The organism is Cellulomonas septica, from assembly GCF_012396155.1.
GTDB classification, from domain to species: Bacteria; Actinomycetota; Actinomycetes; order Actinomycetales; family Cellulomonadaceae; genus Cellulomonas; species Cellulomonas septica.
Map to the genome: position 1 here is coordinate 1 of NZ_JAAXOY010000021.1, position 14,152 is coordinate 14,152.

The window sequence follows — 14,152 nt, forward strand, 5'->3', positions numbered from 1 at the left end:
GTCGTCGGCGCCCTCCGCGCGCCACGCGAGCTGCTGCACGGCCCCGTTCCCGCGACGCAGGACGTCGTCGACGCGCGCCCGGACCCAGTCGAGCTCGCCGGTCTCCACGAGCGCGTCGTGCACGTGGTCGACGAGCTCGGCGACGACGTCGGCGGCGGGCCGCGGCTCACCGGTGGTGGGGCTCACGAGCTCCCCGGTCGTGCCGGAGCGCGCGGCGCGCCACGTCCACGACCGCAGGATCTCGGCGCGCACGGGTGCGGGGTCGGGGTCGGTCCGGACCGCGGTCTCCGCGAGCGCCCGCACCAGCACCGCCTGCAGCACGGCGTCCTGCGGGTCGAGGCACACGTCGGCGACGCGCACCTCGACCGTCGGGTAGCGCGCCGAGAGGCGGGCGTCGAAGTAGATCATCCCGTCGTCGAGCGCGGTGCCGGAGCGGAGCAGCTCGGCGATGACCGCGCGGTAGGTCGCGGCGTCGCCGAACGGTGCGGTCGCGCCGGCCGTGGGCCAGCGACCCCAGACCTGCGAGCGGTAGCTCGCGTACCCGGTGGCGGACCCGAGCCATGACGGGCTGTTGGCGCTGAGCGCGAGGAGCACCGCGTTCCAGGCGCGGAGGTGGTCGATGACGTGCACGCCCTCGTCGTCGTCGTCGACCGCGACGTGCACGTGGCACCCGCACGTGAGCTGCTCGCGGGCGGTCTGGCCGAAGCGGGCGCGGATCTCGTTCGCGCGCCGGTCGGGGATGACCGTGGACTCCACCACGTGCGGCGCGGTGCCCATGGCGGCGATGCGGGCGCCCGCCTGGCGCGCGAGCGCGTCGGTCCGGGCGCGGCCGTCCCGCACCTGCGCGAGCAGGTCGTCGAGGTCGGTGCACGGGTGCGTCGACACCTCGACCTGCTCCTGCTTGAACTCCTTCTCCAGGTCGCCGCCCGGTCGCGGGTCCGACGGCAGGTCGGCCGCGAGCCGCAGCACCGTCGGCGCCACCGCGTACGGCACGCCGTCGGGCGTGACCAGCAGGAACTCCTCCTCGACACCCATGGTTCGCACGCGGCAAGTGTGGAGGAGCGGCCCGTGCGGCGCTCGGCGAGCGGCTCAGCGGTCCGCGCGGTCGGTGCTGTCGTCGGCCGCGTCGGCGCCGTCGGGGCTGCCGAACGGTGCGGGCTGACGCCGGTACGACGCGACGAGCCGGGCGACGAGCGTCGCGAGGAAGACCTGCGCGAGCAGCGCCTCGAACGTCGCGACGCCGCGTCCCGCGAAGCTCGCGGCGGTGTAGTCGCCGTAGCCGACGGTCGTCAGCGTCGTGAACGAGAAGTACTGGAGCGACTGCTGGTCCGCGGGCTGCCCGCCCGCGAAGAACGGCTCGGGCAGGAGCCACGCGAGCACCCCGAACACGTTGGCGAAGAACAGACCGAGGATGAGGTAGGCGCTCAGCGCCCCGGCGATCGTGCTCAGCGTGACCTCGCGGCGGGTGAGGATCCGCCCGAGGATCGTCACGAGCGTCACGCCCAGCAGGACGCAGAACACGCCGTTGACGACGCCGGTCGCCGTCTCCTCCGGCAGGAGCGTGAGCGCGGCGACCGTGGCGACCGCCGAGACCACGAGCACGACGCGGACGGCGAGCCGGAGCCGCGGCCCGGGACGCGACGTCCGGACCGCGAAGAACAGGGCCCCGAGGTAGCCGACGACGACGAACCAGCTGGTCCAGGGCTCGGCCGTCAGCACGAATACGAGGTAGACGACGCACAGCAGCCCCAGGACGACACCGAAGTCGTCCGGGGGCGCGTGCGCGGGCCGCACCACGCGTCGGGTGCGGCCCGCGGACCCGCCCGGCGACGGGCCCCTCCCGTCCATCGCCGGGCGGGTCAGGCGAGCGCCTTGGCCTTCAGCTGCGCGAACTCCTCGGCGCTGATCACGCCCTGGTCGTGCAGCTTCTTGGCGTCGGCGATCGCGCTCGCCGGTGACGTCTGCGCGGTCTGCCGGATGTACTCGTCGGTGGCCGCCTGGGTCTCCCTCAGCTGCGTCATCTGCCGCTCGGCCATCCCGTGACCGCGGGCGATGATGTAGATCAGCGCGGTGAGGAAGGGCAGGAAGATCAGCCCGACCACCCACAGCGCCTTGCCCCATCCGCCCAGCGACCGGTCGCGGAACAGGTCACCGATGATCTGGAACAGCAGCACCAGGTACATGAAGAAGACGAACCACCACACCAGCAGCCAGAACCAGTCCCAGAACGAATCCATCGCGTGCCTCCTCGGTCCTCGCCGGCGGGTCCCCGGCCACGTCTCACGATGCCGCGACCGGGTGGGCACTTTCCTCACCCGTCGTGGGTGATCGTCGCTGGTCAGAGCCCTCGTGGCGGGTGAGCGGCTCGCCGTGCGGGGGGCGCCCGCGCGTGTGAGGCTGGATCCTGCTCGACGGCTTCGGAGGTGTGGCCGTGCCCGGCCACCTCGGAGACCCGATGAAGTCGCCCCAGCCCCGCGGCCCGCTCGGCGCGGCCGTCCTCGACGCCCTGACGGCGGCGGCCCCGCGCACGGACGCCCCGGCGGACGACCGTCTCGTGCAGGCCGCGCGGCGTGCCGTCGAGCACAGCACCGACCTCCTGACGGACGAGGACGTCCAGCTCACGCTGTTCGTGCTCTACGAGCTGCACTACGCGGGCGTCGAGGGGGTCGACGAGGCGTGGGAGTGGGCGCCTGACCTGCTGCGTGCGCGGGCGGTGCTCGAGGAGGCGTTCGAGCGTGAGCTGCGCGCCCGGGTCACCGTGCCCGAGGGCGTCCCGGCCGACCGGCGCGCCGTCGCGGACACCCTGTTCGCCCTGACCGCGCCGACGCCCGGCCCGAGCCTGTCCCGGTACGTCGGCCGGCAGGCGACCGACGAGCAGCTGCACGAGCTCCTGGTGCACCGCTCGCTCTACCAGCTGAAGGAGGCCGACCCGCACACGTGGGCCGTGCCGCGCCTCGCGGGTGCCGCGAAGGCCGCGCTCGTCGAGATCCAGGCCGACGAGTACGGCGGCGGCGCGCCCGACCGGATGCACAGCGCGCTGTTCGCCCGGACGATGCAGGGCGTCGGGCTCGAGCCGACCTTCGGCCGCTACGTCGAGGACGTGCCCGCGGTGACGCTCGGCGCGGTCAACGCGATGTCGCTGCTCGGGCTGCACCGCCGGCTGCGCGGCGCGATCGCGGGGCACCTCGCGGCGTTCGAGATGACGTCGTCGCTGCCGAACCGGCTGTACGGCGACGGGTTCCGGCGGCACGGCTACGGCGACGACGTGACCGAGTACTTCGACGAGCACGTCGAGGCCGACGCGGTGCACGAGCAGATCGCGGGCCGCGACCTGGCCGGTGGCCTCGCGGAGCAGGAGCCCGAGCTCGTGCCGGACATCCTGTTCGGCGCGTGCGCGTGCCTGTTCCTCGACGACCTCGTCGCCGCGCACCTCGTCGGTGCGTGGGAGCGCGGCGAGTCCTCGCTGCGGGTCGCGGCATGAGCGCCGCGGACGAGCACGGCGCGACGCCCGTGCGCGGGTCGATCGTCGCGTGCCCCGACGGTCCGCTGCTGGTGCGCGGCGACGTGCCCGTGGTCGACGACCGCGGCGAGCCCGTCGTCAAGCACCGCGCGACCGTGGCGCTGTGCCGCTGCGGGGCCTCGGCGATCAAGCCGTGGTGCGACGGGAGCCACAAGGCGATCGGCTTCGAGGCGCCCTGAGGCGGTGGCACCCTGAGGCGGTGCCGCCCGCGGGCGCCCGGGGCGTCAGTCCCGCGGCACCTGCAGCACGCGCGAGTCGCCCGGCTCGTCGGGGTCGTCGACGATCGGCACGTCGTCCAGCCACGAGCCGATGACGTGCGCGAGCTCGCCCGGGTGGCTGAAGTTCATCGCGTGCGCCGCGCCGACGATCACGGCGAGCGTCACGTGGTCGGGCGCGAGCCGTGCGACCTCGAGCACGCGCCACGGCGGCGGCATCATCGGGTCGCGGCTGCCGATCACGGCGAGCGCCGGCACGTCGAGCCGCAGGATCCGCTCCTGCGACGGGAACCGGACGAGCTCGTCGAAGAGGCGCAGCGTGTTGACCGGTCCGAAGCGGAGGTAGTCGGGCACGGCGGTGCGCGCCATCGCCGGGCTCTCGCGGCCCGCGTCCTTGAGCAGCTGCCACAGGCCCCGGACGAACGGCTGGTTGTACATGCCGCCCGCGGGGGAGGCGAGGACCGCGCGGTGCACGCGATCGGGCGCGACGTGCGCGACCTCGAGCACGACGGGGCAGCCCATCGAGTTGCCGACGAGGACGACCTGCTCGAGCTCGAGCGCGTCGAGGACCTCGAGCACCGCGTCGGCGAGCGCCGGGATGCCGAGCGTCGACGGCGGGCTCTCGCTGCGCCCGTACCCCGGGAGGTCGGGCACGACGTTCCACGCGCGGTGCGCGAGGCGCTCCGCGGTCGGCAGCAGGGACGTCCCGGAGATCGCGAACCCGTGCACGTGCAGGATCGGCACCGCGCCCTCGACGTGCGGCCCGCACCGCACGAGCACGCGGCGCCCGTCCACGCGGACGGTCCGTTCCGTCCAGCCGGCAGCCAGGTCGACCACGGCCCGATCCTGGCAGGTCGGACGCCCGCGCGCCCGCGATCCGCCGCACGGGGCCGCAGGACCACCCGCCGCGGGTGACGTCCGGGGGGCGCGGCGGCAGGACGCTGCGAGGGTCCGGACGTGCCGACGACGGGATGGCAGACCATGAGCGCAGGGGCGTCACCGGCAGGGGCACCGCTCGACCGCCGCCTCGCGGTCCTGCTCGCGATGGCGATGTTCGTGCTGGTGGTGGACACGTCGCTGATGAACGTGTCGATCTCCGCGGTCGTGCGCGACCTCGACACGACGGTGAGCGGCGTGCAGTCCGCGATCGCGCTCGAGGCGCTCGTCTCCGCGGCGTTCATCCTCATCGGCAGCAAGGTCGGCGACCTCGTCGGGCGCAAGCGCGCGTACGTGCTGGGTCTGCTCGGCTACGCGACCGGCGCGATCGCGATGACGCTCGCGCAGGGGCTCACCGCGATCATCGTGTTCTGGGCGGTCGTCGGCGGGCTCGGTGCGTCGCTGCTGCTGCCGTCGATGCAGTCGCTCATCCACGGCAACTTCAGCGGACCCGCGCAGAAGAAGGTCTACGCGCTCGTCGGGGCGTCGGCCTCGATCGCCGCGGCGGTCGGCCCGCTCCTCGGCGGTTTCATCACGACCTACCTGTCGTGGCGCGTCGCGTTCGCGCTCGAGGCCGTCGTCATCGCCGTCGTGCTGTCCGGCATCCGGCTCGTCAAGGACGTCCCGTACACGGGCGACCGGTCCGTCGACGTCGTCGGCGCCGTGCTGTCCGCGCTCGCGATGGGCGGCATCGTCCTCGGCGTGCTCGTCTGGCAGGAGGGCGGCGAGGCCGTCGGCGCGCTCATCGGCGTCGGCGCGATCGCGCTCGTCGTGCTGGTCCGCTGGCTCGTGCGCCGCAAGCGCGCGGGACGGCCCGTCCTGCTCGACCCCGACCTGTTCCGCTCGCCGCTGTTCCGCGTCGGCGTCTCGCAGCAGATGCTCCAGCAGATCGCGCTCGGCGGGCTCATGATCTCGCTGCCGATCTTCCTGCAGATGGTGCTCGAGTACGACGCGATGGCCGCGGGCCTGTCGCTCGCGCCGCTGTCGCTCAGCATGTTCGCGGTCGCGCTGCTCGCCGGGAAGCGTGCGGGCGGGCGCCGCCCGGCCGACCTCGTGCTGGCGGGGTTCGCGCTCGGCGTCGTGGGGGTCGGCGCGCTGATCCCCGTCGTGCCGCGCGCGTCGACCGGCTGGTGGCTGGTCGTCCCGCTCCTCGTCGTCGGGTCGGGCCTCGGCCTGCTCGTGTCGCAGCTCAACAACTACACGCTGTCGCCGATCTCCGAGGAGCGCGTGAGCGAGGCCGCGGGCGTGAACTCGGCGGCCGGGTCGTTCGGGCTCTCGTTCGGCCTCGCGTTCGCCGGCGCGCTCATGCTGGGCGCGCTGGCCGTCGGCTTCACCGCGCAGTCCGACGCGAGCACGGTCCTCGACAGCGCCCAGCAGGAGCAGGTGTCGCGTGCGCTCGACGACGACGCGCAGCTCATGAGCACCACGCAGCTCACCGAGCTGCTCGCGGACGAGCCGCCGGCCGTGCAGGACGAGATCGTCCGCATCAACGACGAGGTGCGTCCCCGCGCGCTGCAGGTCGCGCTGCTGCTGCCGCTCGTCGCCGGGCTGCTCGGGCTCGTCAACGCGCTGCGGATGCGCCGTCTGCCCGACCCGGCCCCGAACAGCGCCGTCGAGGGCGCCGCGTTCGGCTGACCGCCGGTGCCGGCCGACCGGCGGCACGGCCGACGGCCGTGCACGTTCCCCGCTCGGTCCGCGGGGGACACGACGAAGTCTCCGCGAGAGGCACGACGAAACCCCCCGGCGCCGTCGCCGAGGGGCTCCGCCTGACCGTCACGAGGCGAGGATCTGCGCCTTCTGCACCTCGAACTCGGCCGGGGTCAGCACGCCCTGGTCGCGCAGCTCCGCGAGCTGCTTGAGGTGGGCGATCTTGGTGTCCATGTCCGGGCCCTCGGTCTCGGGCGTGGGCGCCGGCGCCGCGACGTACACGGGCTGCGCGTAGGCCGGCTGCGCGTACGCCGACTGCTGCTGGGTGTAGGCCTCGCTGTTCGCCTGGTCGGCCCAGCGCTGCTGCTGGCGGTGGTGCACGCGTCCGGACACGGCGCTCGCCGTGCCCGCGACGACGGCTGTGCGGGCCACCCCGCGGATCAGTCCTGGCATGGTCTCCTCCTCCGGTTCGTCCGACCTGGGTCCGTCACGCGGCGTCGAGGTCGTCGAGCGCCGCGAGGATCGCCTGCACGGGGATGCGGCCGCTCGCGACGAGCTGGCCGCCGCCGCGTCGCAGCGCCGACGCGAACGGTGCCGCCCACCGGTTCTCGAAGACGAGGATCCCCGCCGCCGAGCCGTTCTCGAGCGCCTTCGCGGCCTCGGCCACGTCGTCGTCCCCGATGAGGCCCGACGCGGCTCCCTCGAAGAACGAGAGGTCGACCTCGCCCGACGCGGCCTCGTGCAGCTCGAGCGCGTGCACCTCGCCGTCCTCGTCCTTCTCCACGAAGACGAGGTCGAGCACGCGGATGATCCCGCGGTCGACCAGGTCCACCAGCAGCGGGAACGCGGTCCCGTCCAGCCTGTTCCTCGGGAACTCGACGACCAGGTAGTCGATCGGCCCGAGCTCCTCGGTCGTGTCCTCCACGTCGCTCACGTCGTCCTCCTCGTGTCGTGCCCGCTGCGCGCGTGCCCGTGGACGCCTCGACGGGTCCACGGGTTCGTCACTCTCGTCGTGCGCCGGCACGCGCACATCACCCGCCGCGGGTGGTAGGTGCGGCGGGCCGGTCGTCAGTGGTGGAGCGAGAGCTTGAGCGCGACCATCGCGAGCCCGAGCAGGGCGGTGAGGACGCTCGCGAGGAACCGCCGCCAGCCCGTGATCCCGCCGCCGCCGGCCATGTTCCAGCCGACGAACCCGAGCAGGGCGACGTTGATGACGAGCGCGATCTCCACGCCGCGCGACGTCTCGACGCCGATCGCGGCCTCCACGAGCAGCACCACGACGGGCACGAGGCACGCCGCGACCAGCGGCAGGCCGTCCTGGACGACCTCGGTGCGCTCGTGCCCGTGCAGCGGGCGGCCGAGCAGCGACCGCAGCGCGATCCAGTGCGCGTACGTCTCGGCGGCCCAGTACACGAGCAGGGTGCCGACGAGCGCGAGCGCGAGGCGCGCGAGCCCGAACTTCTCCGGCGCGGCGGCCAGCACCGAGCCGGTGATCACGAGGCCGTACAGGTGCGACGCGCGCCGCCGGTGCTGCTGCGCGTGCGAGAGCGCGCGGACGGCCTGCTCGGGTCGGGTGCTGTCGGTCGTCACAGGGGCAGTCTGCACCCGGCGCCCGGAGGCGTCCCGGTGATGCGGCATCACCTGCGACGAGTGAGGCGACCGACCGGCGCGTCGTCCTAGCGTCGACCGGAAGGACGAGGCACCGCGGGCCCGGTTCGCGCCGGGTCGACCCAGGGAGGGTGGTCGTGACCCAGTCGACTCAGGCGCCGGCAACGCCCGGCACGTCCGGCAACGACACGCGCTGGTGGGCGCTCACCGCGGAGGAGGTCGCGCGCGCGCTCGGCACCGACCCGCGCACGGGCCTGGCCGACGGCGAGGTCGGCATGCGCCAGCGGCAGTACGGCCCGAACACGCTCACCGCGCAGGCGCCGCCGTCGGTGTGGTCGGTCCTGCTCGGGCAGGTGCGCGACCCGATGAACCTCATGCTCCTCGCCGTGGCGATCGTGAGCCTCGTCATCGGGCAGTTCTCGACCGCGGCGATCGTCGGGTTCCTCGTGCTGCTCAACGTCGTCATCGGGACCCGGCAGGAGATGCAGGCGCGCAAGAGCGTCGACGCGCTCGCGACGATGCAGGAGCCCATGTCGAAGGTGCGCCGCGACGGTGCGGTGTCGCTGGTCCCGGCGCACGAGCTCGTGCCGGGCGACGTGGTCGAGCTCGAGGCGGGCGACATCGTGCCCGCCGACGGGCGGCTGGTGCGCACGGCGACGATGGAGACGCAGGAGGCGGCGCTCACGGGGGAGAGCGCCCCGATCGGCAAGGCGACCGACCCGCTCGCCGACGAGGACGTCCCGCTCGGCGACCGCGCCAACATGGCGTTTCAGAACACCGCGGTCACGCGCGGCACCGGCACCCTGCTGGTCACCGCGACGGGCATGACGACGCAGATCGGCCACATCGCGACGCTGCTGTCGTCGGTCGAGAAGACGAAGTCGCCGCTGCAGCGCGAGCTCGACGCGCTGACCAAGGTGCTCGGTGCGATCGCCTGGTCCGCGGTCGCGCTCATCGTCGTCATCGGCGTGCTGCGCGGCGACCCGATCGGCGACCTGCTGTTCCTCGCGACCGCGGTCGCGATCTCCGCGATCCCGACCGGCCTGCCGACGTTCGTCCAGGCGATGCTCGCGTACGGCGCGAAGCAGCTCGCCGCCGCCAAGGCGATCGTCGCGAACCTCGCGGACGTCGAGACGCTCGGCGCGACGAGCGCGATCAACTCGGACAAGACCGGGACGCTCACGCTCAACGAGATGACGGTGACCGCGCTCTGGCTCGGCGGGCAGCACTACACCGTCGAGGGCGCGGGCTACGCCAAGACGGGTCGCATCCTGTCGCCCGCGGGCGCCGAGGTGCCCGACCTGACGCCGCTCGCGTACGGGCTGTGCCTCGCGAGCGACGCGCTCGTGTCCGACGACGGTGCGGTCGTCGGCGACCCGACCGAGGCCGCGCTCGTCGTGCTCGCCGCGAAGCTCGGTGTCGACGCCGAGGAGAGCCGCCGCACGTACCCGCGCGTGGCCGAGGTGCCGTTCGACTCCGCGTACAAGTTCATGGCGACCGCGCACTGGATGCCGTGGCGGGACCAGCCGCGGGTGCTCGTCGAGGTCGTCAAGGGTGGGCCCGACGTCGTGCTCCAGCGCTGCACGCACGCGCTCGCCGCGCCCGGGCAGTTCGTCGACATCGACCAGCTGCGGCCCGCGGTCGACGCCGAGCAGGACCGGCTCGCGCAGTCCGGCCTGCGTACGCTCGCGTTCGCCGTGCGCATCCTCACGCCCGCCGACGAGGCCGGTCTGGTCGCCGACCCGATGGCCTACGTGCAGCAGCTCGTGTTCGTCGGGATGGTCGGGATCATGGACCCGCTGCGGCCCTCGGCGAAGGTGTCCGTCGAGATCGCGCACCGCGCGGGCATCGACGTCCGCATGATCACCGGCGACCACGCCGTCACCGCGTCCGCGATCGGCACCGACCTCGGCCTGCCGCCCGGCGCGATCAGCGGCGCCGAGCTGGCCCGCATGACCGACGACGAGCTGCTCGTCCGGCTGCCCGACCTGCACGTCTTCGGCCGCGTCACCCCCGAGGACAAGCTGCGGCTCGTGCAGCTCATGCAGCGTCAGGGCCTCGTCGTCGCGATGACGGGCGACGCCGTCAACGACGCCGCCGCGATCAAGCAGGCCGACATCGGCGTCGCCATGGGGTCGGGGAGCGAGGTCACCAAGCAGGCCGCGCGCCTCGTCCTCACCGACGACAACTTCTCGACGCTCGTGCACGCCGTCGAGCTCGGCCGCAGCATCTACCAGAAGATCACCGCGTACATCCGGTTCCAGATGAGCCAGCTCATCGGCCTGGTCCTGCTGTTCCTGCTCGCGACGATCGCCGACCTCAACGGCGGCGTCGCGCTCACGCCGATGATGGTGCTGTTCCTCAACTTCTTCGTCTGCGTCGGGCCCGTCATCGCGATCATGCTCGACCCCGTGGGGCCGGAGATCATGAGCCGCCCGCCGCGCGACCCGCGGCTCGGGATCGGCAACCGGCGCGCGATCAGCCGGTGGGTCCTCTACGGCGTCGTCCTGTGCCTCGCGACCGCCGTCCCGCTCGTGGCCGGGCCCGACGCGCTGTCCAAGGACGAGCCGAGCGCGTCGATGACGATGGCGTTCGTCGTCATGGGGCTCGGGTCGACCCTGTCGGGTCTCGTGCTGCGACGCGAGCCCGAGTCGGGCCTCCTGCCGCCCGTGCTGTCCGCCGTCAAGGTGCTGACGGTCCCCGTGCTGCTCGTCGTCCTCGCGACCGAGCTCGACTTCCTGCAGGGCTGGCTGACCACGCAGTCGCTCACGAGCCCCCAGTGGTTCGCCGCGATCGGCCTCGCGCTCCTGCTGCCGGTCGTGGCCGAGATCGACAAGGCGCTCATGCGGCGCCGTCGCGCGACGCCCGCACCGCTGACCCCCCAGGAGGCGGTCAGCCCGGTGCGGGCGCGCACGACGGAGCTCTGAGCCGGGTCAGCCGGCCGTCGGCGCGACCGGCCCGTACAGCGGCTGCACCTCGGCCATCTCGATGTCCGCGGTCGCCTGGATGAGCGCGAGCAGCTCCGGGTCGAGGCCGGGGGAGAACTCCTCGAACCGCTCCTCGGCGATCGTGGACGGCACGCCCGCAGGCGCCTGCTCGCTCGCGTCGAGCGTGGTGCCGTCCTTCGACGGCGACATGCCCTGGAAGATGCGACCGGCCTCCGACGCCGCCGTCAGGTCGAACGAGTACTGCTTGCTCTGCAGGCCCAGGTCGAGCAGCTTCTTGACCTCGGGGAACTTCTCCGCGTTCGTCTTCGGGATCGGCAGCACCTTCGCCCAGTCGACGCCGAGCGTCTCGAGCGCACGCGCGTAGGCGTTCTCGTGCGCCTGGTCGCGGACGATGAGGTACGCGATCGTCGACCGCGCGGTCTTGTTGGCCGTCATCTCGTAGATGCGGCACTTCTGCAGGCGGCCCGTCGACTCCAGCATGAGGTTGTAGAGCAGGTCGAGGACCAGGTTGCCGGAGTTGTAGACGTAGGACCCGCTCCACGGGTTGCCCGCGGCGTCGACGGGCAGCGCGCCCTGCGCCGCGACGAGGTAGTGGTGGATGTTGCCCTCGTCGAGCGCGAGCCGCAGCGGGGTGTCCCCACCGCTGCCGGGCGTGTCGAGCGGGTCCGTCTTCTTGCCGTTGTAGCGGGGAGAGCCGTCGAGGAGCCGCGCGATCGTCGTGCCGATGAGCTCGACGTGGCTGATCTCCTCCGTCCCGATGCCCTGCAGGAGGTCCCGGTAGGGCTTCCCGGCGGGACCGCGGAAGTTGATGCTCTGGAACAGGTACTGCATCATCGTCCGCATCTCGCCGAACTGACCCCCCAGGCCCTCCTGGAGCGCGTTGGCGGCGGCCGGGTCGGGCTCGTCGGCCTCGATCTCGTTGATGAGCCTCTGGACGTGCAGGTACACGGTCGACCTCCCTTGTCGGTGCGGACGGACCGGTCCGCGGGCGTTGCTCAGCTCGACCGCCCGGCGATCGGCGCCGGGCCGGCGACGGGCGGCGGGGCCGGGGGAGCACCCGCCGCCCGCGTCCGTCAGACGCCCGTACCGGGCGTCGGCGACCCCTCGGCATGCGCACCGCGCACCTCGTCGGTCGCACCGCTGGCCTGCGACTTCAGGTCCGCAGCCGCGTCCTGGCCGTCCTGGCGCAGCGTCTGGCCGGCCTCGGCGGCACGGTCCTTGACCGCGGTCGCGGCCTCCTGGGCCGTGCCCTTGAGGTTGCTCGCGACGTCCTGCGCGACCCCCTTGGCCTCCTCGACCAGCGGTGCCGCCTGCTCCTTGGCGGTGCGGGCGAGGTCCTGCTCCTTGCGGCTCGCCGGCATCAGGGACGAGACGAGCCAGCCGAGGCCGAACGCGATGACGCCCGCGGCGAGCGGGTTGCCCTGCGCCTTCTGCTTCGCGGCCTGCGGGAGGTGGCTCGCGGTGTCGCCGACCGACGACGCCACGCCCGACGCCTTGTCGCGCACGCCGTGCACGGCGTCGCTCGCCGAGCCGGCGGCGTCGGAGGCGGAGCCCATGACGCGGTCCTTGACGCCGCCCACGGCGGAGCGCACCTTCTCGGTCTGCCGGTGGACGACCTGGCTCGGGCTCACCTTGTCGGTCAGCGCGTCGACGTCGGAGCTGAGCTCCGCACGCGTGCGCTCGATGTCCTCGCGGATCTGCTCAGGGTCGGTGCTCATGCGTTCTTCTCCTCCTGGCCTCGCAGGGCGTTCGGGATCTTGCTGACGGTGTCGGTCGTGCGGGGCAGGCCCTCGACGCGCCGCGACTCGGCGCGACCGCGTGCGAACAGGACGGCCGCGACGATCCCCCAGATCACGGCGACGACGACCGCGGACCAGCCGAGGCCGATCGCGTCGCCGATCGCCCACCAGAGCGCGATCGACAGGAACAGCAGGACGAAGTGCCCGGCGACCCCTGCGCCGGCGAACATCGACCCGCTCTTCGCGACGTGCTGCACGGACTGCCGCGCCTCGGCCTTCGCGAGCTCGACCTCCTGACGGATCAGGGTCGACAGGTCGCGCGTGACCTCGCCGACGAGCTCACCGACCGACGGCTGCGGGGGAGCGGCGCCGGTCTCGCTCATCGGAGCTCACCCGACAGCGGGTCGGACGTGGTCGTGGAGGTCGTCGTCGGAGGGACGACCACCGCCGGCGTCTCGTACGCGGCGCTCGTGCGATCGGGCCCCGCGCTCACGCGCTCGGGCACCGCGCTCACGCGGGTGGGGTACGTGCCCGACGTGGCGCCGCGCGAGGTGCTGCCGGACGAGTCGTCCGACGACGCGTCCTTCAGGCCACGCGTGAGGCGGCCCAGGACGATCCCCGCACCGGCGGCGACGAGCAGGAACGTGCCCGGCCGACGGCGGGCGAACCGACGGACCTCGTCGAGGAGCTCGTCGGGGCCGCGCCCCTCGAGCCACTGGCCGACGTCCCCGACGCGCTCGCCCACGGCACGCACGAGATCGGTCGCGAAGGACTGCTCCTGCGACGACGACGCCATCTGCGTGAGCTGCTGGCCGGTCGTCGAGAGCCCACCGGCGAGGCGACGCTGCTGCGTGCCGGCCTGGTCGCTCACCTCGCCGCGGGCCTGGTGCCACAGGTCGCCGAGCTGGCGACGCGCCTCCTGCCCGACGGCGCGGGCCTCCTCCTTGGCCTCGCCGAGCAGGTGCCCGCCGGCCTCGGTCGCGGAGTCCTTGAGCTGCTGCGCCTGCTCGCGGGCCGTGTCGGCGGTGCTCGACGACGAGCCGCCCGACGCGGAGCCGCCGGTGCCGCCGTAGCCGGACCCGCCGGTCGTGCCCGACGTCGTCCCGGTGCTGCCGTAGGTGCCGCCGGACGTCGTGCCGGACGTCGTCCCGCTGGGGTAGGCGGTGCTGCCGCCGGTCGCTGCGGTGCCGGACGTCGTGCTCCCGCCGCTGGGGACGGTGCTCCCGCCCGGGTTGGTGCTGGTGTACGGGTCAGCCATGATGCGCCTCGTCTCGGGATCGGTGGGTGCGACCTCGACGTGGGCGCAGCTCGCGCTCAGGTCGAGGAGTCGACGGAGTGCGAACCTTCTTGCCGCGGATGGACCGTCGTGGGCACGGGCTGCCGGCGCTCGTGCGGTCGGCGGAGGGACTCGTGCCGCGACCCGGGTGCGCGTCCTGCCCCGGGGGGACGGTCTGCCGGACGGTGTCCGCCGCCCGACGTTTCGACGCTAGGCCAGCCGCGCGACCGCCGCCATTCGGACGACGCGGCGGTCGCGCCACG

General features: G+C 73.5%; 15 protein-coding genes. 4 read left to right on the forward strand and 11 right to left on the reverse strand.

The window, feature by feature from the left end; all coding sequences use genetic code 11:
* The 3 genes from HGA02_RS02215 to HGA02_RS02225 form a co-directional block, all read right to left on the reverse strand.
* The coding region (locus tag HGA02_RS02215; protein ID WP_168677106.1) for a carboxylate-amine ligase at positions 1-1,035 on the reverse strand (1,035 nt) is incomplete at its 3' end.
* Between the two features lie 54 nt (positions 1,036-1,089).
* The gene (locus HGA02_RS02220) at positions 1,090-1,848 is read right to left on the reverse strand and encodes a potassium channel family protein (RefSeq protein ID WP_210728055.1); all 759 of its coding nucleotides are present in this window, start codon (positions 1,846-1,848) and stop codon (positions 1,090-1,092) included.
* Between the two features lie 11 nt (positions 1,849-1,859).
* Positions 1,860-2,237 carry an SHOCT domain-containing protein gene (locus HGA02_RS02225; protein WP_168677079.1) on the reverse strand — a complete coding sequence of 126 codons (378 nt, stop codon included), beginning with the start codon at positions 2,235-2,237 and terminating at the stop codon, positions 1,860-1,862.
* 218 nt (positions 2,238-2,455) lie between these two features.
* Between HGA02_RS02225 and HGA02_RS02230 the strand changes: the two genes are divergently transcribed.
* Positions 2,456-3,481 carry an iron-containing redox enzyme family protein gene (locus tag HGA02_RS02230; RefSeq protein WP_168677081.1) on the forward strand — a complete coding sequence of 342 codons (1,026 nt, stop codon included), beginning with the start codon at positions 2,456-2,458 and terminating at the stop codon, positions 3,479-3,481.
* Positions 3,478-3,699, forward strand: coding sequence for a CDGSH iron-sulfur domain-containing protein (locus HGA02_RS02235; protein WP_168677083.1), 222 nt, complete (start codon positions 3,478-3,480; stop codon positions 3,697-3,699). The genes HGA02_RS02230 and HGA02_RS02235 overlap by 4 nt, the downstream gene beginning before the upstream one ends.
* Positions 3,700-3,744: 45 nt before the next feature.
* Here the strand turns inward: HGA02_RS02235 and HGA02_RS02240 are convergent, their stop codons facing one another.
* Complete coding sequence (locus tag HGA02_RS02240; protein ID WP_168677085.1) at positions 3,745-4,572, reverse strand: alpha/beta fold hydrolase; 828 nt, start codon at positions 4,570-4,572, stop codon at positions 3,745-3,747.
* A gap of 144 nt (positions 4,573-4,716) precedes the next feature.
* On the opposite strand from HGA02_RS02240, the gene HGA02_RS02245 reads away from it, so the two are divergent.
* Complete coding sequence (locus tag HGA02_RS02245) at positions 4,717-6,306, forward strand: MFS transporter (RefSeq protein WP_168677113.1); 1,590 nt, start codon at positions 4,717-4,719, stop codon at positions 6,304-6,306.
* A 138-nt stretch (positions 6,307-6,444) separates the two neighbouring features.
* Here HGA02_RS02245 and HGA02_RS02250 read toward each other — a convergent pair whose 3' ends face one another.
* The 3 genes from HGA02_RS02250 to HGA02_RS02260 form a co-directional block, all read right to left on the reverse strand.
* Positions 6,445-6,771 (reverse strand): SHOCT domain-containing protein, encoded by a 327-nt coding sequence (locus tag HGA02_RS02250; protein ID WP_168677089.1) that lies wholly within the window; start codon positions 6,769-6,771, stop codon positions 6,445-6,447.
* A gap of 34 nt (positions 6,772-6,805) precedes the next feature.
* Positions 6,806-7,252 carry a DUF6325 family protein gene (locus HGA02_RS02255; protein ID WP_343035213.1) on the reverse strand — a complete coding sequence of 149 codons (447 nt, stop codon included), beginning with the start codon at positions 7,250-7,252 and terminating at the stop codon, positions 6,806-6,808.
* Positions 7,253-7,386: 134 nt separating this feature from the next.
* Positions 7,387-7,908: a hypothetical protein gene (locus tag HGA02_RS02260; RefSeq protein ID WP_343035214.1), complete on the reverse strand. Its 522-nt coding sequence runs from the start codon at positions 7,906-7,908 to the stop codon at positions 7,387-7,389.
* 155 nt (positions 7,909-8,063) lie between these two features.
* On the opposite strand from HGA02_RS02260, the gene HGA02_RS02265 reads away from it, so the two are divergent.
* Complete coding sequence (locus tag HGA02_RS02265; protein WP_168677093.1) at positions 8,064-10,853, forward strand: HAD-IC family P-type ATPase; 2,790 nt, start codon at positions 8,064-8,066, stop codon at positions 10,851-10,853.
* 6 nt (positions 10,854-10,859) lie between these two features.
* Here HGA02_RS02265 and HGA02_RS02270 read toward each other — a convergent pair whose 3' ends face one another.
* From HGA02_RS02270 to HGA02_RS02285, 4 genes are all read right to left on the reverse strand, one after another.
* Entirely contained in the window at positions 10,860-11,822 is a 963-nt protein-coding gene (locus tag HGA02_RS02270; protein WP_168677095.1) for a manganese catalase family protein, read from the reverse strand.
* 125 nt (positions 11,823-11,947) lie between these two features.
* On the reverse strand, positions 11,948-12,592 hold the full coding sequence (locus tag HGA02_RS02275) for a DUF3618 domain-containing protein (RefSeq protein WP_168677097.1): 645 nt from the start codon (positions 12,590-12,592) through the stop codon (positions 11,948-11,950).
* Positions 12,589-12,996 (reverse strand): phage holin family protein, encoded by a 408-nt coding sequence (locus HGA02_RS02280; RefSeq protein WP_168677099.1) that lies wholly within the window; start codon positions 12,994-12,996, stop codon positions 12,589-12,591. The genes HGA02_RS02275 and HGA02_RS02280 overlap by 4 nt, the downstream gene beginning before the upstream one ends.
* Positions 12,993-13,871, reverse strand: coding sequence for a hypothetical protein (locus HGA02_RS02285; RefSeq protein WP_168677102.1), 879 nt, complete (start codon positions 13,869-13,871; stop codon positions 12,993-12,995). The genes HGA02_RS02280 and HGA02_RS02285 overlap by 4 nt, the downstream gene beginning before the upstream one ends.
* Between the last annotated feature and the right edge of the window lie 281 nt (positions 13,872-14,152).